Below are 23,392 nucleotides of genomic sequence, written 5' to 3' on the forward strand. Positions count from 1 at the left end.
CTTTCTAGTACGGTATTTATTGCGAAGTATAAATCAAATTCCTAAGTTGTTTATCTATATAGATATCCAATTTAAGAATTCAACTTATTAGATGAATGTATTTGCAAATTTGCTAAAACTTTAAGTTCATATCATCACTAGAAATCATAAATATATTTGTGGAGAAAACATTTGAAAATGAGCTGTTAAAGGTTCTTAGCTGTAGGTTGTTCCAATTTAGCTTGTCAAACTGAAAGGTGGAGCATGCTAAATTGGATACAACTTGCTGCTTAGAAATTTTAGCGATATTTTCATAGCTTTTCGGAACAAAATATTTATGATTTCGGTAAGTTATCACATAAGTTTAGTTTTAAATTTGGATATCTATAGATAAACCAAGTGAGACTTAAATTTATGCATACAACTCGCCGAAATGAATAATATACTTTTGTTCCAGTTTCTGGGTAATTATGATGGGTGATTCTAAGATTAAAAGCCATCAAATTTCTAATGAAACATTTCACAAAAGCATAATTCTTATTTCTAGTTGGGTTATCTATATAAATTATTAAGATTTAATTCGTCATAAATATTAGATTTTTATAAAACCAAAGACTTAAAGTATCTGTTAGTTACTTTAAGTCTTTGTTTTTATCATTTATAGATATCTAAATTAAAAATTTGAGTTATTAGATAAATATATTTTCATAGCTTTTCGAAGCCAAAATATTTATGATTTCAGTAAGTTACCACATAAATTTAGATTTATGCTACATCTTTACTCAACATATCTATATTTTCTAATTGATATAGCGAGCCCAATTAAAAAAATAACTACTAGAGATATCATGCTTAAAGTATATGGAATAAAGATTCTTCCAACTCCTTCATGTGGACTTAGCAAGACTGGTGCACTCCATGGATAAAATGCTGATAACTGTGTATTTACTATTACTATATTTGCGAAAGTAGCTGAGATAACAAATATTATGCCTGGCAATACATTTTTTGAGTAGATAGCAACTGCACAAGTTATGCAAACAAGCATAAAGTGATATACTATCATCTTTAAAAGTGATATGAAATAATATATAAGTAAATCCATATTTAAGCTTTCATGCTTTAGTAAAAATCCTAAAATTATTGAAGTGAAGAATACTAATATTAAAGTAATTGCTATAATATAAAGAATGCATGCAAGCTTAGAAAATAAAAGCTTCATTCTATTAATAGGATAAGTAAACATTACGTTCATAGTTTTGGTTTCATATTCATGTCCAAAGATATAAGCAGCTATTATTCCATAAACTATAGGTGCTACAATATCATTTAGGAAAGAAAATATCACATTTAAATAACCTTCCCATAAAAGTAATGAATTATATTTTTTATTAAAGCCATATATTATAAATGAAATAACAGTTGGAATAAATAGCACTATTGTACAGAATTTGATCTTTGCCTTTCTATACTTAAAAATCTCTGCTAAAACATATTTCATCATAACCTTATTCCTCCTGAAATCCTTACAAAATAATCCTCCAAACCTTCCTTATGTTTAATTAATTCAAATAACTCCACACTATTATTTACTAGTGCTTTGCTTATATAGTTTGTTTTCATTTCTTTTCTTTTTATATTAAGTCTTAAATAGTTGTCATCAATTAATGAACTATCTAAGTTCAAATTTTCATTTAATACTTTTTGCGCTTTTTTCACATCGTCAACTTTAACATCAACATATTCCTCGTAACTATCATTAATCTCATTCATTGAAGCTTCTTTTAATAAGATTCCTTTTTCTATAATCCCAAGCTTAGTCACTGTAAGTTCTAGTTCACTTAATATATGACTTGATATTATAAAAGTCATATTGTCCTCATTAGCAAGTCTTAGTATGAAATTTCTAAGATCTCTTATTCCTAGTGGATCTAATCCATTAGTAGGCTCATCTAAAATTAAAAGCTTTGGCTTATGAAGAATTGCACGCGCTATACCAAGCCTTTGTTTCATACCTAATGAGTGCTCTTTAACTTTTTTATTCTTATCATTTAAAAGATCAACTTTTTCTAAGCACTCGTCTATTATTCCCTTATCTTCCACCCCCATATAATTAGAATGAAGTTTTAAATTCTCATAAGCAGTTAGGTTTTCATAAGACGATGGAAATTCTATAATAGATCCTATATTTCTTAAATAAGAAATATTCTTTTTATTAACTTCCTTTCCCAAAACCGTTATTTTACCACTAGTTGCAGGAATCAATCCTAAGATCATCTTCAAAGTAGTTGTTTTTCCTGCTCCATTTCTTCCTATAAACCCATATATATCATTTTCCTCGATGTTAATACATAAGTTACTTACACTCAATTGTGTTCCATACTGTTTTGTTAGATTATCAGTTTTCAATATATAATTCATATTAATATTCCCTTCAATTTGTCTTAAATATTCCTAAGTAAAATAGAAGCTGTTTCTCAACATGCCCACTCCCATTATACCCCTAAATAATAAAATATTGTAATAAAAATTTATAAGCCTTAATTTATTGGATTCATACAATCTATATTATCATTGTTGAAACTTATACAATTCCTATAGATAAAAGCCATTTATCCCTAAGAGATATTCATTTAAAAGCAAGTGATACAATTGTATTAGTTTATGCAAACATAACATTAAAAAAATTTAATAATAGTGATTTCTGATAGCTCAATTACTAAAAAGTGCTCATAAATCAGGGTGCATTGAAATATTCTTAAAAAGTAAATATATCGGAGGTAGATTTAAAGCGATTGAATGATATTCCGAGAGATAACAAAGTTTAGTTTATTCTAATTGGTAACGGCAACAAATCTAATGAGGAAATCTGACTAATTTGGACATTTACAATTAATGCCTAATATAATATATTACTATCTATACCAATTAAACAAGAAAATGTCTTAGAAAAAGACAATAAATTTATGGAGGGAATTTTATGAATTCAGGAACAATATCAATTTTAATTTATGTGGGTATTGGAATCTTAGCGCTATTTATATTACTCTATGGCATAGGATTTACAAGTATCGGAACTGATGAGGTAGGTATAGTAGAAAAATGGTGGAGCTTAAAAGGATCTGTGCCTGCTGATGGTTTAATTGCATTGAAGGGTGAAGCTGGTTATCAGCCACACGTTCTAAGAGCTGGAGTGCATTTTAAAACTCCTTTTAAGTACAAGGTTAAGAAAGTAAGACTTGTAACAATTCCACAAGGACAGATAGGTTATGTATTTGCAAGATCAGGAGAAAGTCTTGCAGATGGACAAACTTTAGGAAAAGTTATTCCTGAGTGTAAATCCTTTCAGGATGTAGTAGCTTTTTTAAATAATAGAGGGCAAAAAGGTCCTCAAAGGCAAATTCTTCGTGAAGGTACTTATGCATTTAATCTAGCTCAGTTTATCATAATTACAAAGGATAAAGTACATTCAATATTTACTTCAAAGGATGAATCAGAGCAAATAGAAACTATGAGAAGTGACTTGCTTAGAGTTAATGGATTCATTCCTGTAGTTATCTCGAGCTCAAAAAATCTTGAACAAGATGAATTTGGAAACAATATTAAAACTAAAGATACAATTGGTATAGTAACTGTTAATGAAGGACCTACTCCAGATAACGGAGCTATAATCGCTCCAATAGTTGGTGATGGTATTACAAATGAATATTACCATAGTAACTTCCAAGAACCCGAAAAATTCTTAGCTGCTGGTGGTAGAAAAGGTAAGCAGATGCAGGTATTGACAGATGGTGTTTACTTTATTAATAGGTTATTTGCTAATGTGGACATAGTTCCAAAAAGTATTATAGATATTGGTTATGTAGGTGTTGTTGTTAGTTACTTTGGTGAAAAAGGTGAAGATGTATCTGGATCAGATTACTCTCATGGAGAACTTGTTGAGCAAGGCAAGAAAGGTATTTGGAGAGAATGTATGATGCCAGGTAAGTATCCATTTAATACTTATGCAGGTAAAATCATTCCAGTTCCTACTACTAATGTTATATTAAAATGGATTAGCGGTCAGGTTGGAGATCATAAACTAGATGATAATTTAAAAGAAATTAATCTTATAACTAAGGATGCTTTTGAACCTAATCTCCCACTTACTGTAGTGTTTAATATTGATTATAGAAAAGCCTCTTCAGTAATCCAAAGATTTGGTGATATTAAACTTCTTATTGAACAATCACTAGATCCTATGGTTGCAGGTTACTTTAAGAATATTGGACAAACTAAGACTTTAATTGAATTGGTACAGGATAGAAGCGCTATTCAAGAACAAGCTTCTAAAGAAATGAAGGAAAAATTCAAATTATATGATTTAGAATTACAGGAAGTATTAATTGGTACACCTGCTGCTTCTTCAACAGATAAGAGAATTGATCTAATCCTTGCACAACTTAGAGATAGACAAGTTGCATTGGAAGAAATTAAAACAAATGAAGCAAAACAAAAGTCAGCAGAAAAACAAAGAGAACTTAATGAAGCAATTGCTAAAAGTGCAGCTCAAGCGGCTCTTACTCAATCAAGTATCGATATAGAAGTTGCTGATAACAAAGGTAAATCTGAATTAAAACTTGCTGAACAATTAGCTTTAAAGACTCAAAAACTTGCTGAAGCTGATAAGTACAAGAGAACTCAAGAAGCTGATGCTTTAAGATATACAAAAGAAGCTGAAGCTGCCGCTAACGCTAAAGCTACTGAACTTAATGCAGCTGCTAATGCTAAACAAGTAGAATTACAAGCTGGAGCTGAAGCTTTCAAACTTGAAAAAGTCGGTGCAGCTCAAGCTTTAAATATCAAAGCTGTTGCAGAAGCTACTGCAGAACAAGAAACAAAGGTTGGTCTTGCAAAAGGTACTGCTGCTAAAGCCTTAGTTGATGCTTATGGCGGTCCTGAATTACAAGTACAACAAAGCGTATTAACTGCTTTTGCAGAAGCATTAAAGATAAGCAAATCCCCTCTTGTACCACAAACAGTAATTATGGGTGGGGCTGATGGAAAAACTCCTAATGCTATGGAAGGAATTTTAAGCATGATTTTAGCTAACATGGCTAGTGCTAATGGATCAATAGTAAATACTATTACTACTGCACATTCTGATATAACTAATCAATCAGAGAATAGTTCTTCTAAAGAATCAAAGATAGCTAAAAAGAAAGATAATATTTCAGCCAAGGAACCTGAAGTATAAACCTATTTTTACTTCTAGTATTATATAGATATCCAACTCTAAAACTAAATTTATGTGGTAACTTACCAAAATCATAAATATTTTGTTCCGAAAAGCTATGAAAATATCGCTGAAGCTTCTAAGCCGCAGGTTGTATCCATTTTAGCATGCTCCAACTTTCAGTTTGACAAGCTAAAATGGAACAACCTACAGCTAAGAACCTTTAACAGCTCATTTTCAAATGTTTTCTACACAAATATATTTATGATTTCTAGTTGAGATACGAATTTAAATTCTTAACAACTTTATAAATATGTGTTTATCTAATAAGCCAAATCTTTAAATTTCATATCTATAAAAACGAGATGTATCTAAGTAACTTTTGAAGTTATTTGGATACATTTTTTTATAAGCCCTAGAAATAAGTAGAATGTATTTGTTGGAATTCACAATGCACATTTCACAATTCACAGTTATGGTTAAATATTTTATAATATTTCTTTGAATTATTATGAAATATTATTTTTGCAATATATATAATTGTTTTAGTTTATAAACTTTTGAATCTATGATACAATCAATTATAAAATTGTAAAATCATTTGGATTATATGATTTATTATAGGCATATGAAAGAAAATATACGAGAGTTACGACTTGTTATTTTATGAATAGGCTTTACACTGGAGGGATAAACATGAATGAGAAACAAATAGAAATGATGAAGAAATTAATAGAAGAAAAGAAACAAAAGGGAAATAACACTAAAAATAATAAAAGACCTAAGAAGGTTATTGGCCGAATGTTACTAGATAATGGAAAAACAACTCAATAAAACATTATTATTCTAAGGAAGGTAATGTAAATTGAAATAAATTTACTTTAACTTCATATAGAAAGTTCAGTTATTCTTTCTTCAACAAGATCTTACTGATACTTCTGAAGTCGGAATAGCTGGGTTACTATCTATATATAATAGATAGTCTGAAACTCTTCTAAAGCTCTCTGTTCATAAGCTTTATAAAGTCATCATGTTTCATTAGTATTGAAAAGTAAATGCTTGAACCAGTTAAGAATGTGTTTGCCATTGGTACAATACTTAAAATTATTAGACTCGCAAGCACCTGCCATTCAAGTTTATTACTTTTAAAGTCGATTTCTTTCTTATTTATAAATACTCTGATAAAAAATAATACTAGAAATATGTAGCTTAATACTGTAGATATTGAATATAGATATTCCATTTTATCAAGTCCTTTTATTTATTTTTTATGTACATTACTATTGTATACCTCTATTCAATTAATTTCCACTAAAGTTACATTTTTATGGTTATTTTTTATTCATCTTATTTGTAATTACATTTGAGAAAAATCTGGACTATAAGAAAGCACTGCGCGTATATGACTTTAGCACAATGCTTTTATACCGAAAATTATGTTAAAGATTTAGGGGTATTTCTTCGTACAATTCATCTCTTTCATCTGAGTAAAGCCAGCCTTCATCTTCTGCATAATCAAATATTTCTTCTAGAAGTATATCGTATTCTTTAGCAAAAACTGCTGGATTTCTTTTATATTTATCAATCGTTTGTTCAGGGAAATCGTTCTTTCTAATCTTCTCTTCAAGCACAAGTGCTTTTAAATATGTACTTCCTATCAGTTCTCTAATCACATTATACCTATAACTTCTCGCGCTACAGATATAAAGCCTACATATTACTGGTCTCTCTTCATATATAGTGCATAGATTTGTTTCTGTTATGAAATTACAGTCAGTTTTCTTATCTAATACATACTGATCAAAATCCCTATAGTAATTTCTCTTTTTAACTAACTTTTCTTGCACAAAATTCGAAGCAGCTTCATTATCCCAATTACTTAGTTTATTCACACATACATTATCCATTTCAACAGACCAAGACTTTTTGCAGCAGCTCTCCTCACATCCATTACAATCAAGAGGATTATTATTTAAAAATATATCAATTGCATCTAACACATCTTTAACTGTTGTATTTTTAGCAATTTTGTCATAATTTACTTTTCCTTCGCCATCAAATAGTAATTTCATTTTATAGTTCCTCTATTTCAAATTATTTTTTCTTAATAAAAAGAGCCTAAAGCAGAAAATTTTAAAAAAATACTTTCAACTTTAGGCTAAAATTTTTAGTCTGTTAATATTCAGGTAGTTAAATAATAACTACCTGTAAATTTTTAATTTCCCCAAGAATGCTTCCGAGACACAAAATGTGGAAGTCGCTTTTTTGTAAGTAAAATAGTTTTATATTATAATAGTTAATACTATTAGTAACGCTATAATTTATTACTTAAACTTTCTCTTTCTAGCTTCTTCTGACTTTTTCTTTCTTTTTACGCTTGGCTTTTCATAGTGTTGTCTCTTTTTTGCCTCTGAAAGGATTCCAGACATTGAACATTTCTTTTTAAATCTTCTCAATGCTTGCTCTAGAGATTCATTTTCTCCTACTTTAATTTCTGACATACTTTTATCCCTCCCTCCGGCGCTGTATTGTAAACCACATTAATAGTTTACAAATATAAACTCATAATATACTATACATTATTTACTAAAATGCTGTCAATGCCTTAATAGTTTAGTAATAAAGTCTTATGACACTTCTAAGCTAGATATTCTGTGGTCCTCTGCACTTTTTAATGTATATAAAAAAAATCTGACAGGTGAATTTATTTTTTTATTCTCGTGATTGCATTCAAGATCATTTGAAAATATTGTTTTATAATTTGCCTACAGATTTAATTACATTATATTTTTCTACGAAAATAAAATTATTATACTTTGTAAAGACTTTTCCTTCATAGGTAGTTCCTAAAATAGAAAAAGAACTCCCACATAAAATGAGAGTTCTTTTTACGAATCGAAAATCAAGAAATTTATATGCTTTTAATTTTAAGAATTAGGATAGTCAGTAACTGATTGCTTCATATTACCAGATTTTGCTGTATTGCCCATATTATTTACTACGTGTGTTATCTCACCATTACCAGATAAAAATACTGAACATGCATGGTGTACTTTAACTCCAGATGCATTTGGAACCTCTATTCCATTATTTTCTGATACTACAGCATCCCTAAAGTATGAGTAAATTCCTGATCCAAAAAGCTGATGAGAAGTAACTGAATCAGCCACTTTGTAAGAAGCATATCCGTTTTGAGTACCATTATTGCTCATCCAAGATGCTTGATTTGGAACATCATATGGTAATTCACTTTGATAGAAGTATACTTTTCCACCATTACCATTCCATATTGTTTGATATTCCTTAAAGTGCTCTACAAACAATCCATATAATGTAACATTATTACCATTTACAATAACACCATTTTTTGCATTGTTAACTGTCCAGCCTACTCCTGTACCGTGATCTGCACGCCATACCCAGAAATCATCGCCTATAACATTATTACTATTTATTTTTAGACTTGTATCAGCATTTCCTACTGCTGCCCCACCAATTCTAAAGAATAAATCACTAAGACTTGTAGGATTAGCTGAGTGATCAGCAGAACTTCCATCTTGTCCAACTTTCAATAATACTGGTGAATTCTTTGCTCCAGCATCAAAAAGAACACCAGAAACTTTTACTCCGTCAACATCTGAAATATTCATTGCGGCAGTACCATTGTCTGGGATCAAAGTTGCAAGTCCAAGACCTAATATAACTGTATTAGACTTTGTTACATTTATAGAATCACTAAGATGATATACTCCAGGAGTAAATATAATGTTCTTTCCTTGGCTAAGGGCTGCATTTATGCTTTCAGCTGTAGATGTATCTGGTTTTGCTATATAGAACTGATCTATAGGTAATGATGTACCTTGTCCTAGACCATTTGCCCAAGTTATTCCTTGAGAATTCTTCCTAAGATCAGGAACAAAAACTTGGTAATTTCCACTATCATCAATATAAAGAAATGGTTTTTCTCTAATAGCTGGTGTTTGACTGACTACTGTATCTGGTGTTGATGGATATGCATTGTCATCTGTAGGTGCTCCATTGTTCCCCACAAACACCATGTTCCAGTTTGCACCATTCCAAGATCCCATTTGACTGTTTCTAGTAAAGAATTGTTGTTGTGATCCGGAAGTAATTGAATTATCAATCTTTGAATCAGCTATAAATCCACCACTAGACCAAGCTCCATCGTAATTAGTTCCAAGTGGATCCCATAAAGACAATCCACCTTTAATGTGAACACGTCTCATTGGTGCAGCTTGTGATACTGCCCAAGTTAAGGTTCCTGCTGGCGCTAAATTATTAGAAGAATAAGTTGGAGTGACGGCAACATTTTCAACCGATCTCCAGAAGTTACAAGTCGCATTTCCTCCCATCCAATCTGCTTCACAACGTACTGCACCAGTTATATTAACTGCATCTGGTGTCTTTCCAAGTCCTAATACAGACGTAAAGAAACCTACATTTACATTTACGTTATATGAACCTGGCTTAAACAAAAAGGCATATCTTTCATTTCCAAACTGATTTGTCTCCATCTTACTAAATACGCTATCAACAGTATTTTGAATATCAGAACTTGGCATTGATGGATCAAATATTTTAACATTTGGACCTAAATCTACATTGTTAGCTGTATTACCATCTGGAGTACCGTATACTTCAAATTCCCATAGAGAGTACCCATATTGTGTAGTTCTTGATGTTCCAAGCATTCTTATATATCTTCCGGTTGCAGTAGAATTAAAAGTTATGTTTTCTACTCCTCCTGTTCCTCCTGTTTTTGTATAAGCATCTATCCAATTTTTATTATCAGTTGATACTTGTATCTTATAATCTTTTGCAGCAGCAGTTTCCCAATTTAGTTTTACTCCTGAGATATTATAATTTCCACCTAAGTCAATACATATCCATTGAGGATCACTGCCTTGAGTAGACTCCCACCTAGTTCCTGCATTTTCATCAACAGCTAAAGAAGCAGTATTTCCACCTGTAACTGAAGATGAAGTTGCCGACTTATTTAACGCAATATTAGTTGCTACAGCTGCACTTTGTGTAGATGCATTTGAGGTAATTTCACTGTTTGCTCCTAAACTTACAGTTTCAGCCTTTGTGATAAATGAAGTTGACATAAACATAGTAGTAAAGACAGCCATTGAAAGAGTTAATGATAAAATTCTTTTATTTCTCCTAATCATTATTAAACTACCTCCTAAAAATACAATTTAACCTTATATTTTGAATAATTAGCTTCTTAATTAAAAATACTCTACTTGTTTTGTTGCAACAAAGACATTAATTTACTTAACTGTTTTGAGGTTAAGTTTTATATTTTACTTCACTAATACCTAATACTAAAGCGCTTTAGAATTAAGCATGATGAAGATAAATATCATATTATTTAACTGAATTTATTTAATTAGTAACTGGAAGTAGGTTTTATGTAGAGAACTTAATTAAAACGTATACATAAAGTGCTTCCATTTACTAAACAACAAGAATTTGCTTATTAGATGACTATATTTACAAAGTTGCTGAAACTTTAAGTTAATATCTTCACTAGAAATTATAAATATATTTGTAACCACAAGAGTCATAATATGGAGAAAACATTTGAAAATGAGCTATCAATAATATTGCTTTATTCATTGGTGATTTCATTATAAACGAGAATTTTATAGTTATGTAAAGGACTATTTTTATGATATGCTGCTTGCGATGTGTATGCTTTACTTTATACCTTGATAATACTCTGATAAAAAACCAAAGTAAACACCAATTTCTTTAAACATTCATATTTTAGAACAAAACGCAAATATTCAATATATCTTTTTATAAATATTCCTTTTATTCTTAAAAATGTGCGTTTAATTCTTATAAAAATGCAAAAGCCATCCATTTCACTGGATGACTTTCTATAGAATTAATATAGCTTAAATAATTTTACTGCTGTTTTTGCAATTTTATATACAGGTGTTTCAAGCTCTCTGCTTGCATTCTTAAGTTCTTTTCGAATTTCTATGTGCTGTGGACAATGCTTTTCACATTTACCACATTCAACACATTGTGAAGCGCTGCTTGGATTTTTACGCACTGCAGTACACATTAGGTAATTATGCCTGCCTGACTTTTTATTCTCAGAATACATGAGATTGTACGAATGAAAAGTTCCTGGTATATCTACCCCCTTAGGACATGGCATACAATATCCACAACCTGTGCAGCCAACTTTAATATTTCTATTTAGCTCATTTTTAATCTGTTCTATTAAGTCAAAATCTTCTTTGGTGAATTCACCAACCTCCACATTACTTGCAATATCTATATTTTCCCGAAGCATTTCAAGGGAGTTCATTCCTGATAATACGCACGTAACCTCAGGCTGATTCCAAAGCCATCTAAATGCCCATTCTGCTGGAGTACGTTTCTTTGAATTTTCCTTTATTATGTTCTTAGCTTTTTCAGGTAATAAATTAACTAATCTTCCACCACGTAATGGCTCCATTATAATTACAGGAAGACCTTTTTTATTAGCAGCCTTTAATCCTCTTTTTCCTGCCTGGCTATGTTCATCTAAATAATTATATTGAATCTGGCAAAAGTCCCAATCATAAACCTCCAGTAACTGAAGAAAAGTTTCTGTATTTCCATGATAGGAAAAGCCAACATTACGAATTTGCCCATTTTGAACTTTCTCTTTTAACCAATCGTCTGCGCCTAATGCTTTTAATCTGTTCCAAGTCTGCACATCAGTAAGCATATGCATAAGGTAATAATCAACATAATCTGTTTGCAACCTTTTTAATTGTTCTTTAAAATATTTTTCTAAATCCTTCTTTGACTTAACCATAAAATGTGGGAGCTTTGTTGCAATAAATATTTTCTCTCTACATTTATTTCTTTTTAAAATTTCCCCAAGTGTAGCCTCACTACCTGGATAAACATAAGCCGTATCAAAGTAATTCACACCGTTATTTATCGCTTCCATAATTTCTTTTTCTGCTTTATCTATATCAATGCTGGCCCCTTTTCTAGTAAAACGCATACATCCATAACCTAATATTGATAGCTTATTTCCATTTTTATCTTCTCTATATTTCATTTTTGAAGATTCCTCCACAGAATCCATCATTATAACCACCTCATCAACAATTTATATAATATATGTATATTATAACAGATTGAACTTTTTGCCAATAGCAGATCTGATATTATTTCATTAAGAAGAATATGGTAATTCTGACTCTAAAATATGATTGATTGTTAATTAATTTTAGTCTAATATTGTTGTTACCGCTCAGTAAATTGCTTTAATGATAAATATATATTTGAAATCATAGTAACGCAAATGCTGAGTTCAGATTAAGATGTAAAAATCTAATTACTATAAAATATAAATAAAAATTTCTAAGACAGGAGAATAGAAAATGAGAACTAAAAGAAACTATGGTTTTAATGACTATTTTGAGTTGTTTTTATATGCTCTTGCTGTAATTTGTTCTATCTATTTTCTTATTAGAGGCGATATGCAAAGAACACTTCAACCCATATTAATAATCCTAGTGTTAACTGTTATAAAAGCATTAATAAAGAAAAGTAGAATTCCAATTTCGACTGGTTTAAGATTTTCTGTTTTAGCATTCATTTTTGTTACTATGTTTTTTGCTAACGAATTTAAAGGTTATTCATTTATACCTTATCTTGATAAAATAGAACATTTGTCGTCAGGGGTTATACTCTTCTATATAGGTTCGTTAATATTGGAGCTTATAAATAAAAATGAAACAAATAAGCTTAATATAAAAACAATTATCCTTTTTAGCCTTTTCTTTGCAATAGCTATGGCTGGAGTTTGGGAGATTTACGAGTTTACAACTGATAGATTATTTGGTCTTAGAAGCCAAAATAACAGTCTAGTGGATACTATGGGTGACATTATCTGCGGAAGTATTGGAGCCCTATTTACTAGCATTTACGCTTACAAAAATTTAAAAGTAAACTTTAAAGTTTCATCAGAAGTTATTGGTGATTCTGACAACTTATAAAATAGATTTTAATTATATCTTTAAGATAAATGGTATATATTTGCACATTAATTAAAGGCGTCTAGTAAATTTAGACGCCTTTAATTTTTTCTTATAGATTATTATTAATATTTTATTTTAAAAATATTATCTAAATTCTGTTGTTCCATCAGGATATTGTGCAAATCTTCCTTTTTCTCTTGGGTGAACAAAATCGTCACGTTCCCATGGCCAGCCCCCAAAACCAGTGCTCTTATAGTCTGCAAAAGCATCCATAATTTCTTTATCTGATGTCATAACAAAAGGTCCATAACTTACAACTGGCTCTCCAATAGGTTCTCCTTCTAAAAGCAGAATACAGCTTTCCTTAGCGCCATTTTCTATTTTTACAACTTCATCACCTGCAAGTTTTACACTATTATAAACATCAATATCAGTTCCTTCAATCCTTATTGTCTCTCCATCATAGAAATAAATAGTTCTATTTAATGTTGAAGATACCTTTTGAAGTTCTATACTTGCTTCAGGTTCTATACGTATAATACATATTCTTACATGATTATTATCTTTACTTGCCCATGAATTAGGCGAAGGTTCTAGGCTCTTAGTACCATTATAAGTACCTGAGATAATTCTTACAGTACTTGTTTTTCCATTATTGTCTTTTGAGTTTATAACTGGTATATCCTCTGCCCAAAGCATTTTATAATGTGGTTCAACGAATTTATCTTTCTTAGGCAGATTGAGCCAGATTTGAAATAATTCTAGTGGATTTTCCTTTTCAGTATTAACTAAAGGGAACATTTCTGTATGATTACAGCCTCTACCTGCAGTCAGCCACTGCACATCATTAGCTCCATAGCGTCCTGTAGCACCAGCTGAATCAGCATGATCAACATATCCATCTAGAACTATTGTGACTGTTTCAAACCCTCTGTGAGGATGCTGAGGGAATCCTGGAATGGTATCCCCATGATACATATTCCATCCATCAATTCCTCTAAAGTCGTTGCCAATAGTTCTCCCATACAAAGAAGCATCTGGTCCCATCTCACTATTACCCTTTGGATAAGCATCCTTATGATGTGCACAAAATATAAAAGGATCACTTGTCTGCCACTGTGAACTTAGCTTGCTTATTTTAAGTATATTATTTTTTCCCATTTCGTAACCTCCCTTGATACTTCATATAATTTATAAATAATCTTTAATAATTCCCCTATAATATCAATCAAGTTAGAATTATCTAATTTTAAAAAAATATATTGATTAAATTTTCTCCATTTTATTATGTGTTACTTTTATAAATCCAATGAGATTTATAAAAGTAATTAATTGATAATGATTATTATTTATTAACAAAATTATAGCATAGCTTTCATGATTTGTATATTGATTCTAATAATTTATTGCATTTTATTAATACGTAGTATATAAGAAAAATTTCTTTACTGTGTATATATTCTTTGCAAAGTCCGTAATTCTATCTGAGATATTGAGCCATTTATATTTAATAAAATGAATTGAGAAAACTTTAACAATGAATTTCACGCTTTTTATGCAATATCGTAAATGAACAATATTATTATAGAATTATTTTATATTACATATTATTAATTTTTCCTTCTAAATTTTAATGAAATGGCGGTGAAACTCATATATTAGTATTTTTCAATACTAATATTATCTTATTAACTTATAAAGTAAAAAAAGGTTATTAAAGGTGATAAATAATTAACAAAATTGCTCGAAAAACGTTGATTAATTGTACTGTATCCTATATAATTATCTTTAAAGGATGGAAAAATAATCTTTTCTCCAAACTTTAAAATAATATTATGAAAGTGAGGGTCTCATATTGAACCAGGTAAACGGAACGAAAGAATGGTCTAATCCTAGTCCCGCAGGCCTAGTTGCTTTAGCAGTAGCAAGTTTCTGCTTTTTTGCCTTATTATCAGGAAGAGTAACAAGCGGAGCCTTACCACTTCTTGGATGTTGGCTTATTGGAGGATTTGTAGTACAAGTTGTAGTTGCCTTAATTGATTTAAAAGGCGGTAATACTACTGGTGGAAACACATTTTTATTCTTTAGTGCATTTTTTATGTTAACGGGTGGAATTGAAATGCTCATTAAATTTAATGCGGTAACTAACGGAATTTCCCTAGATACGCGTATTGATGGTTGGGCATGGTTAGTACTTAGTATTTCACTTATTATGTGGACACCCGCATTCCTCAAAACACCATTAGTGTTGTCGCTAATCATTTTAGCTTTAGATCTATCTTCACTCTGTATTTCTCTAATTGATTTAGGAGTATTACCAAAGATTTTTTCAAATATACCTGCCTTTGGATTATTAATAGCAGGTATTTTAGGAATTTATCTTGCAGCTGCAATTATTGTTAATACCGCTTTTGGTAGACCAATCTACCCTTCACCAGGTCCAATTATTAAATAGATATCGTCACTTTAACTATACTACCCTATTTATCAAAAAAGTAAATGTATACATAGAATAAAAATAAAGACTAAAATTCTCTAATATTATTTATATATCAGAGAATTTTAGTCTTTATTAGGTTTTCATCATTATAGGATATCTCATAGGTACACAAAAGATTCAAAGTTATAATAACATTTGTGTGTACAAATAAAATTCACTTTATTTTAATGCATTTAAAGCAGCTTCATAATTTGGTTCTGATGTTACTTCCTCGCAATATTCAACATAAGTAACCTTGTTATTTTCATCAACTACAAATACTGCTCTTGTTAGCAGACCTAATTCTTTAATGTAAGTTCCGAATTCCTTACCAAAGCTCCTATCCTTATAATCTGATAATGTTTGTACTGCATCAATACCTTGATTTCCGCACCATCTTCCTTGTGCAAAAGGTAGATCCATTGATATTACATATATCTTTACATTGTTTAATTTTGCAGCTTCTTCATTAAATTTTCTTACTTCTAAATCACATACTGGTGTATCTATTGATGGAACACTTACATATGCTCTCTTTCCTGTAAAATCTTTCGAATTAACAGCATTTAAACCATTATCTGTTACTACGAAGTCTGGTGCAGTATCACCAACTTTAATTTCTCTTCCTTCTAATGTTACTTCATTTCCTTGAAATTTAACTTTCATAATTCATTCCTCCTAAATTATTAATATTATATTTTAACTATTTTCTTAGTGGTTTATCAAATATTTTTCTGCCCCATATATACTAACGGCTCCATCAGCAGCAGCAGTAAGTACTTGCCTAACTTCTTTTGTTCGAATATCTCCTATGGCAAATATACCATCTACGTTTGTTTTACAGCTTTCATCAGCAATAATATAACCATTTTTATCTAAAGCAACTAAATCTTTAACTAATTCTGACGATGGATCACTTCCAATTGCTACAAAAACACCATTAACTTCTAAATTATCTATCTTACCATCTTTATTATTCTTAATTTCTATACCACTTAATCTTTCTTCTCCATTAAGTTTTGTAACTCCACTATTCCAGATTATTTCTATATTATCTGTTTCAAATAACTTTTTTTGAGCAGATTTATTTGCTCTAAGTGAATCTCTTCTGACAATTACATATACCTTTTCAGCAATTCTTGAAAGATGAAGTGCATCCTCTACTGCTGTATCTCCACCGCCTATAACAGCCACTATTTTCTTTCTAAAGAAGCCGCCATCACAAGTAGCACAGTATGATACACCTTTACCTGTAAGTTCCTCTTCCCTATCAATTCCTATTTTTTTAGGTTTTGCACCCATTGATAAGATTATGACCTTACTTTCATAAGTATTCACACCAGTTACAACTTTTTTTATATCTCCATCGATCTTTATATCTATTACTTCTTCATATTTCATAATACTTCCAAAATCTTTTGCATGTTCATACATAGTATTGGCAAGTTCTGGCCCTGTTATGCTGCGAAAACCAGGATAATTTTCCACTTCATTTGTAGTAACTATCTGGCCACCTTCATATTGTTTTTCAAGCATTAATGCATCTAATCCAGCTCTACCTGCATATAATGCTGCTGTAAGGGCAGCTGGTCCTCCTCCAATTATAATAATATCTTTCATATTACCAACACCTCTCCTACTAATCATTTTTATATTCTTTGATAATATATAATTTATAAAAATTCCAATAAGTTGTTCTAAATTTAATAATTTAATTTAATTTTATTCAATTAAATTTTATTACACTTTATTTTATAATATTATATTAGCTTTAATAATATAATTAGTCAACTATTTTGCAATAAAAAATTTAATATTTATTAAAAAATTATTGCTTATTTAAATCAGATGCATTTGTAAATCACACTCTTAAATTTGATATCTATAGTTAATTCTTAGATATTTTCATTATTCTTATTCTGAGTTTTATCTCTTTAAGTTTAAACACAAAAAATATATAATATATATATTGAAAAAATAATACTTCATCATAATTCTAAAAATATTACAATAATTTTATCCGTAATTTTGAATTATGAAATGTGCATTGCAAAATATATAACAAAACTTTAGCCTAGGCCTATACATATAACTCACAGAAATTAGTAATATAATTTTGTGATAAATATTTTAATGGTATTTCGTAGTAAAAATATTCATTACTTCATTAGATTTAAACATAAGCCTAGTTTCAGATAGGAGAAAATAAGAATTATGAATTTTATTAATCATTTTAAAACTATAACTAACCATAAACTATTAGTTATGAAATATTGTTTTAAAGTAGGTTTATATAAACAAGGATTTCTTCATGATTTGTCAAAGTACTCATTAGTGGAGTTTTCAGCTGGGATAAAGTATTATAAGGGGTATGCAAGTCCTAATGGTGTTCAAAAAGCTGTTGAAGGATATTCATCAGCATGGCTACATCATAAAGGTAGGAATAAGCATCATTTCGAGTATTGGATTGATTATGGAGTAAATGAAGCAGAAGGTCTTAAAGGAATGAAAATGCCTGTTAATTATGTTGTAGAAATGTTTATAGACAGGGTTTGTGCTTCAAAAAATTATTTAAAAGAAAAGTATACTGATGAAAGTCCTCTTAGTTATTACGAAAACAGAAAACATTATTATATATTACATGAAGATGTACGTGCTCTTTTGGAAACTCTGCTTAATAAACTTGCCAATGAAGGAGAGAATAAAACTTTTTTATATGTTAAAAACAACATTCTGAAAAATACAGAAAAATTTTGTAATAAATAACCGAACTGCCCTTCTAGCTGTAACAAAAGTTTTTATAAAACCTTCCTGTAATATACATATTAATAATTACTTTAAGCTGAGTTTTTATAATAATTATAAATCCTCAGCTTACTTCAGGTTGTTTTTTTCTAGTGTTATATGGAATACTATTCTATATTTGATTTTTTGAGCATTCACTTGATTAACATCTTATCTATGCTTATCATATTTATATTAATCTATTATTGTCCAAATATCTAACGCAAGTGAACGAATATTAATATTAGTATGACCCCTATATAATCTTAAACGATGTGTACAGTCATCTCTCCACAATAAAGTGCTTCCAGCGACTTCAAGTAAAGAAAGAGCAAGATATTGGGCTTCATAGCAGTTTTCAGACCATATTGCATCTACAATTTGTAACATTGTCTCTGGATTGCAATACCCTTTAGAATCTTTTAGATTTTTTAAAATTTCTTTATATACGTTATTCATAAAATATGGTTGCTCTTTAATACAATTTGCAATATTGTTTATATAGACAATAGATTCATCTACATTATTCCAATCAATAGCTGCTAGATAAAATCTTGCTAAAACACATTTTAGTGTTTCATTGGATGCAAGGCAGTCGATAATTCCCATATATAAGTCAGTAAGTTTTATTCGTGTAAGGTTTGGTAAAGCTATAAGTCTATCCGCTAATTTCATTAAACGCTGCCTGTGTGGTAAATCTCTTTCGTTATCAGCATTCCAATCATCACTTATTATTGCACTAGATAACTCCTTAAATATGTCTACAATAAATTTATTAACTTCACCATCACGACATGTTTCTATCAAAACATTCATTGCTGCCTTCCATCTGGTAGTATCCTCAAGATTAGTAATAGCCTTTGAAGCAGTAACAGCAATTATATCTTCATTTCCATCTGTCCAGTTTCTCATAGCACTAAAAGCGTCTCTTCCAACCTCTGCATCTATATGATTCGCTATTTTAATTATGAGTTCTAAATATCGAGACCTATATTCTTCGGGGAGTTCATAAGGCAATTGATGTAACAGACTTTTTACAACATCACCTTGAGATGAAGATGTCATTGCACTTAAAATATTCCACCCACGTTCATCATCTAAAAATTGTCTCGCTGCATGTCCTATAGCAATTATCACATCTTTATGCAAATTACTTTTTTCAAACTCATTTATAAGCAGTAAAATACTCTCACCAGTCTTACAAGTCCCAAGTAATCTAATAGCTTCTTTTCTAACAGTAATTTTAAGCGTCTCTCTTTTTAAAAGCTCCTTAAGCATTGAAGTAACTAATTCTGGATTCATTTTACGAATGCATCTAGGTATAGAATACATTGCTACACGAGCTCTATCCCCATCTAAATTTTCCAATAGAATTGAAAGTGCCTTTTCAGGCTCTTGTGTAAGTGATAATCCATGAAGTGCCGCTTCTATTATTGCCACTTCTTTATCCTGTAAAAATTCAACTATTTTATTTGAAGTAAAATCAGGCATTCCTGCAATTATTCTTATGGCTCTTGAACGCTCCCAAATACCACGTTTAGAATCAAATACAATTTTTTCTAGCATAATTCCTAAAGCATTTTGTTGACGAGGAAGCCACCTATTAAATCCATTCTCAGCTGGTACAACATAAATTGTTTTACCAGTTAAAAACCTGCCTTTAATAACACATCCAGAAATAAATGGGTCTAGCCATTCCTGACGTCTATAGTGTAAATGTAAAAATACTTCATTTATTGTAATAGCTGATTTATCTAAAGACAGCAATTCTTTAACTCTTTTATCACGTGTTTTTTTATTTGCGAGCCAATGCTTTACTGCTTGCACTGCTATAGACCCTGGTTTTGCCATTATTGCATCCTTTAACAAACCTTGGAGTTTTACTATGTTCCATCCCCTTTTCCCTAATGAAGTTGCTAAAGAAATCACAAAGCTGTAATTTTCTCTTTTATTGGCTTCAACAGCTAACGTATAAAGTTCTTCAAAGAGTATTTTTTCTACACCTTTAGGTAAATTTTTATCAAGTGCTGGTAACGTAAGCTGTCCTGTCTTTTTAGCCCTCTTTATAATTGTACTTATAGAGAATTTAAAAATCTCACTCTGAGGATTTGATGCATTGTATTTCATAAGATTAAATGCTAATTTTTGTGCTGCTGAAAGTGTTCCAAATGAAGTATCTCTAGCTTCAATGATACTATCAACAAGTAAAGTGAGTTCTTTTGTATTATCATCTTTAAAAATAGAAGGAGGGCAATTAGAAAGTTCACTAAAAGTAGCATTTCGCACAGGATCTTGATCATTTCTAATATGACTTAAAAACATTAATGTATCATTTACACCTTTTCTTGATAATGCTGTACTCTTAATTAGCTGTACAAGTGCTCTTGTACGTTCATCTGCACTTGATGATTGCGCCGCTTTTTGAAGAATCTTCCTTGAAGTATCAATATGACGACATGCAGTAATCATAATGGTCCTTTCCTTGTTATCATATATTTCTCGAAGACCCAGCATCCTAGATGCTTCCTTATCACGTAATTCATTTGGTAGTTCATATAGTACAGCTTCTGAAAAAGTTCGTACTCTGCGCTTATCTTCTTCGTATACAGCTTCAAAAATTTCTTTCCTATTTGAAGGTGCCATATAATGAAGCAATTTTGCTATATGTGAAGGACTATCAGCTAGCAATTTTGCAATTCCAATCCATTGGTTGTTTGATAAATAATTTTTTCTTTTCAAAATACTAGCTGGTACGCCATTGGAAAGCAGTTCTTTTCTTGTTTCATTTGTAGTCAGTAACATATATACCTTATCAGGATTTATACGAATTAACGTACCTAACTCTCTTTTTAATCCTAAATATATTACATTCGTTGGACCTAGGTTTATTGCACAATCTAATATAAAATCTGCTTTTGATATACATAATGTTTCAATTGCAGATGCAAATCTATACCAAACATAAATCCTTTTCTCAGTTGGTGCTTTCTCTAAAGATGACTTAAAATATTCTAAAACTATATCCGAATGACGAACCGCCAATTTGTACCAATTAACTACTGCATATCCTATATCTGAAATCCACTTAGTAACGGTTTCTTCAGAACACGCTGGTAATAAAATAGCCGCTTCTTTGGCTCCCCATTTTGAATACACAAAAGGTAATAATTTTTCTGCCACCCCTTGGCGATTTATGGCTGTAACACTATGCAATAATTTGCGACGGCAATCGTAAGATAAATCTACAATTTCACCTTCAATATCGCTATCTGATGCTAATTTTGCTAAAAGCCCTACCGCCTTATTTCTAATATTAGGTGCAGGATGCTTTAATGCTAATAATATAATCTTAGACTCCTTTATTACACCAGCTCCAACTAATGCAAGGCTTGCTTCATAAGCGCCTCCTTCTAATAGTGAATAAAGCAATTTTGAATATTGTTTTGATTCATTATCTCGGCCTAATGTTGCAATTCTATTTGCTCTATCTGAATATCCTAGTGAATCCAATTCGTTAAGTAAATTCTTTTTATCCATAATATCTTTACTAAAAAACATAAGTCACCTCTTTTTATTCTTTAATCACATCCTACTTTTAGATGTATTTTTTTAACCACTGTTTGATAGCTTGTGATTGTTCCTCTGTATGAAAGTCATGTTCACTACCAATTGATACGGTTAAATCACTATTAAATTTTTTTGAAAAATTATCTATAACCTCATGACTTTGCAAATTATCTTCCGATCCATAAATAATTGCAGTAGGTATATTCCATTTATCAATTGGGTGCTCTTTTACATATCTGTAATAATCCCATGAAAGGGTTTCAATAGGAGTAGATATCTCCTTTTTTTCTCTAAGTAACTCTTCTGTAACATTGAACCATTTGAACATTTTGCATATAAGATGCTCCATATCAACAATTGGTGATTGAAATATGCATTTCTTTATTGGAAGGTTCTTATATGCGTGCAAACTGAAATACGCGCCAAGACTGCACGCAAATAAGTTTATTTCTTTCCAATTTTCTTGTACATATGCTCCAATTTTTTCGAGATCATGTACTCCATTCCAAACATTGCATAGATAATTTTTATTTTTCCTTTCACCATGTTCTGGGAGATCAAAACTTAGAACCTGATATCCTCTTTCTGATGCTATCTGTGAAAACTCATGTGCACTTTCTTTGCTAGACATTTTTCCATGAACAAATATATATATTTTGTCTGAAGGTTCTCCCCATAAGATCGCTGGAATATTATCTATTTCTATTTTACTGGTGGTTTCCATAATGGCGCCTCCATAAATGTAGTTTCTTTTATATTAGGAAGAATATCATATATGGAGCAATTCATCTGCTTTTCAAAATATTCTTTCATTTCAAATGTTGCATTCCAACGTTCTACTGTAAATGGAAATGTTCCATAGCGTCTTGTCGTATTAACAAATCGCTTTTCTAACATACAAAATCCTTGAGCGTCAGCAAGTGAATCACAAAGAATTAATAATCTATCATAGTCATCATAAGTTAAATCATTAATATATTTTCTAACAAATTCACTTTCTTCATCACTCATATCATTTTGTCCTATTTCTTTATCAAAATCAGGAATCGGAAATGAATGTGTCAAACAAATTCTTCCTACTTCATCCCAACCCTTTTCCAACATAAATTTATATCCGTCAATGCCATGTCTTCTTGCACTTATGCCGTATCTTCTACCTATATCATGAAGAAGTCCTAACACATAAGCTTTGTCTGGATTAAGATTACTACATTTTTCAGCAATCATTTGCGCTGCTAATCCAACATTTATAGAATGCTCTGTCCATGGTCCTTGATTTAATTGTCCTGCTATTTCTAATTCTTTTTCAGCCACTTCTCTACTTGGAAACATATTATCCTCCTA

18 protein-coding genes are annotated in these 23,392 nt (G+C 30.5%); 5 read left to right on the forward strand and 13 right to left on the reverse strand.

Going from position 1 to position 23,392, the window contains the following annotated elements; all coding sequences use genetic code 11:
- Positions 1 to 757: 757 nt before the first annotated feature.
- On the reverse strand, positions 758 to 1,483 hold the full coding sequence (locus tag KEC93_RS13535) for an ABC transporter permease (RefSeq protein WP_077306963.1): 726 nt from the start codon (positions 1,481 to 1,483) through the stop codon (positions 758 to 760).
- The gene (locus KEC93_RS13540; protein ID WP_077869531.1) at positions 1,480 to 2,400 is read right to left on the reverse strand and encodes an ATP-binding cassette domain-containing protein; all 921 of its coding nucleotides are present in this window, start codon (positions 2,398 to 2,400) and stop codon (positions 1,480 to 1,482) included. Before KEC93_RS13540 ends, KEC93_RS13535 begins: the two co-directional genes overlap by 4 nt.
- 559 nt (positions 2,401 to 2,959) lie before the next feature.
- On the opposite strand from KEC93_RS13540, the gene KEC93_RS13545 reads away from it, so the two are divergent.
- Positions 2,960 to 5,215 (forward strand): SPFH domain-containing protein, encoded by a 2,256-nt coding sequence (locus tag KEC93_RS13545; protein WP_077869530.1) that lies wholly within the window; start codon positions 2,960 to 2,962, stop codon positions 5,213 to 5,215.
- Positions 5,216 to 5,890: 675 nt separating this feature from the next.
- Positions 5,891 to 6,028 (forward strand): hypothetical protein, encoded by a 138-nt coding sequence (locus KEC93_RS13550; protein WP_023975606.1) that lies wholly within the window; start codon positions 5,891 to 5,893, stop codon positions 6,026 to 6,028.
- 160 nt (positions 6,029 to 6,188) lie between these two features.
- Here KEC93_RS13550 and KEC93_RS13555 read toward each other — a convergent pair whose 3' ends face one another.
- The 5 genes from KEC93_RS13555 to KEC93_RS13575 all read right to left on the reverse strand — a co-directional run bounded on the left by KEC93_RS13555 (position 6,189) and on the right by KEC93_RS13575 (position 12,323).
- Positions 6,189 to 6,437 (reverse strand): hypothetical protein, encoded by a 249-nt coding sequence (locus tag KEC93_RS13555; RefSeq protein ID WP_023975607.1) that lies wholly within the window; start codon positions 6,435 to 6,437, stop codon positions 6,189 to 6,191.
- 196 nt (positions 6,438 to 6,633) lie between these two features.
- Positions 6,634 to 7,266 carry a YkgJ family cysteine cluster protein gene (locus KEC93_RS13560; protein ID WP_077869886.1) on the reverse strand — a complete coding sequence of 211 codons (633 nt, stop codon included), beginning with the start codon at positions 7,264 to 7,266 and terminating at the stop codon, positions 6,634 to 6,636.
- A 252-nt stretch (positions 7,267 to 7,518) separates the two neighbouring features.
- The gene (gene rpsU, locus KEC93_RS13565; protein ID WP_012058882.1) at positions 7,519 to 7,695 is read right to left on the reverse strand and encodes a 30S ribosomal protein S21; all 177 of its coding nucleotides are present in this window, start codon (positions 7,693 to 7,695) and stop codon (positions 7,519 to 7,521) included.
- Between the two features lie 426 nt (positions 7,696 to 8,121).
- Positions 8,122 to 10,389: a discoidin domain-containing protein gene (locus KEC93_RS13570; protein ID WP_077869887.1), complete on the reverse strand. Its 2,268-nt coding sequence runs from the start codon at positions 10,387 to 10,389 to the stop codon at positions 8,122 to 8,124.
- A gap of 725 nt (positions 10,390 to 11,114) precedes the next feature.
- On the reverse strand, positions 11,115 to 12,323 hold the full coding sequence (locus tag KEC93_RS13575; protein WP_077829510.1) for an aldo/keto reductase: 1,209 nt from the start codon (positions 12,321 to 12,323) through the stop codon (positions 11,115 to 11,117).
- Between the two features lie 295 nt (positions 12,324 to 12,618).
- Here KEC93_RS13575 and KEC93_RS13580 point away from each other — a divergent pair, with 295 nt between their 5' ends.
- Positions 12,619 to 13,236, forward strand: coding sequence for a DUF2238 domain-containing protein (locus tag KEC93_RS13580; RefSeq protein ID WP_077869888.1), 618 nt, complete (start codon positions 12,619 to 12,621; stop codon positions 13,234 to 13,236).
- Between the two features lie 126 nt (positions 13,237 to 13,362).
- Here KEC93_RS13580 and KEC93_RS13585 read toward each other — a convergent pair whose 3' ends face one another.
- Positions 13,363 to 14,379: a pirin family protein gene (locus KEC93_RS13585; RefSeq protein WP_077829508.1), complete on the reverse strand. Its 1,017-nt coding sequence runs from the start codon at positions 14,377 to 14,379 to the stop codon at positions 13,363 to 13,365.
- A gap of 694 nt (positions 14,380 to 15,073) precedes the next feature.
- On the opposite strand from KEC93_RS13585, the gene KEC93_RS13590 reads away from it, so the two are divergent.
- Positions 15,074 to 15,673 (forward strand): acetate uptake transporter family protein, encoded by a 600-nt coding sequence (locus tag KEC93_RS13590; RefSeq protein WP_077829507.1) that lies wholly within the window; start codon positions 15,074 to 15,076, stop codon positions 15,671 to 15,673.
- Between the two features lie 204 nt (positions 15,674 to 15,877).
- Here KEC93_RS13590 and tpx read toward each other — a convergent pair whose 3' ends face one another.
- Entirely contained in the window at positions 15,878 to 16,363 is a 486-nt protein-coding gene (gene tpx, locus KEC93_RS13595; RefSeq protein WP_077829506.1) for a thiol peroxidase, read from the reverse strand.
- Between the two features lie 45 nt (positions 16,364 to 16,408).
- Complete coding sequence (gene trxB, locus KEC93_RS13600) at positions 16,409 to 17,317, reverse strand: thioredoxin-disulfide reductase (protein ID WP_077829505.1); 909 nt, start codon at positions 17,315 to 17,317, stop codon at positions 16,409 to 16,411.
- A gap of 594 nt (positions 17,318 to 17,911) precedes the next feature.
- Between trxB and KEC93_RS13605 the strand changes: the two genes are divergently transcribed.
- Positions 17,912 to 18,463, forward strand: a complete 552-nt coding sequence (locus tag KEC93_RS13605) for a DUF5662 family protein (RefSeq protein ID WP_077869396.1) — start codon at positions 17,912 to 17,914, stop codon at positions 18,461 to 18,463.
- Between the two features lie 213 nt (positions 18,464 to 18,676).
- Here KEC93_RS13605 and KEC93_RS13610 read toward each other — a convergent pair whose 3' ends face one another.
- Genes KEC93_RS13610 through KEC93_RS13620 form a run of 3 tightly spaced genes read right to left on the reverse strand, consistent with a single transcriptional unit; the run spans position 18,677 to position 23,380 of the window.
- Complete coding sequence (locus tag KEC93_RS13610; protein ID WP_077869397.1) at positions 18,677 to 22,039, reverse strand: HEAT repeat domain-containing protein; 3,363 nt, start codon at positions 22,037 to 22,039, stop codon at positions 18,677 to 18,679.
- Between the two features lie 37 nt (positions 22,040 to 22,076).
- Positions 22,077 to 22,772, reverse strand: coding sequence for an alpha/beta hydrolase (locus KEC93_RS13615; RefSeq protein WP_077869398.1), 696 nt, complete (start codon positions 22,770 to 22,772; stop codon positions 22,077 to 22,079).
- A complete protein-coding gene (locus KEC93_RS13620) occupies positions 22,751 to 23,380 on the reverse strand; it encodes an HD domain-containing protein (protein ID WP_077841049.1) in 630 nt (209 codons plus the stop codon). Before KEC93_RS13620 ends, KEC93_RS13615 begins: the two co-directional genes overlap by 22 nt.
- Between the last annotated feature and the right edge of the window lie 12 nt (positions 23,381 to 23,392).

This window comes from Clostridium beijerinckii, from assembly GCF_018223745.1.
In the GTDB taxonomy this organism is placed as follows: Bacteria; Bacillota; Clostridia; order Clostridiales; family Clostridiaceae; genus Clostridium; species Clostridium beijerinckii.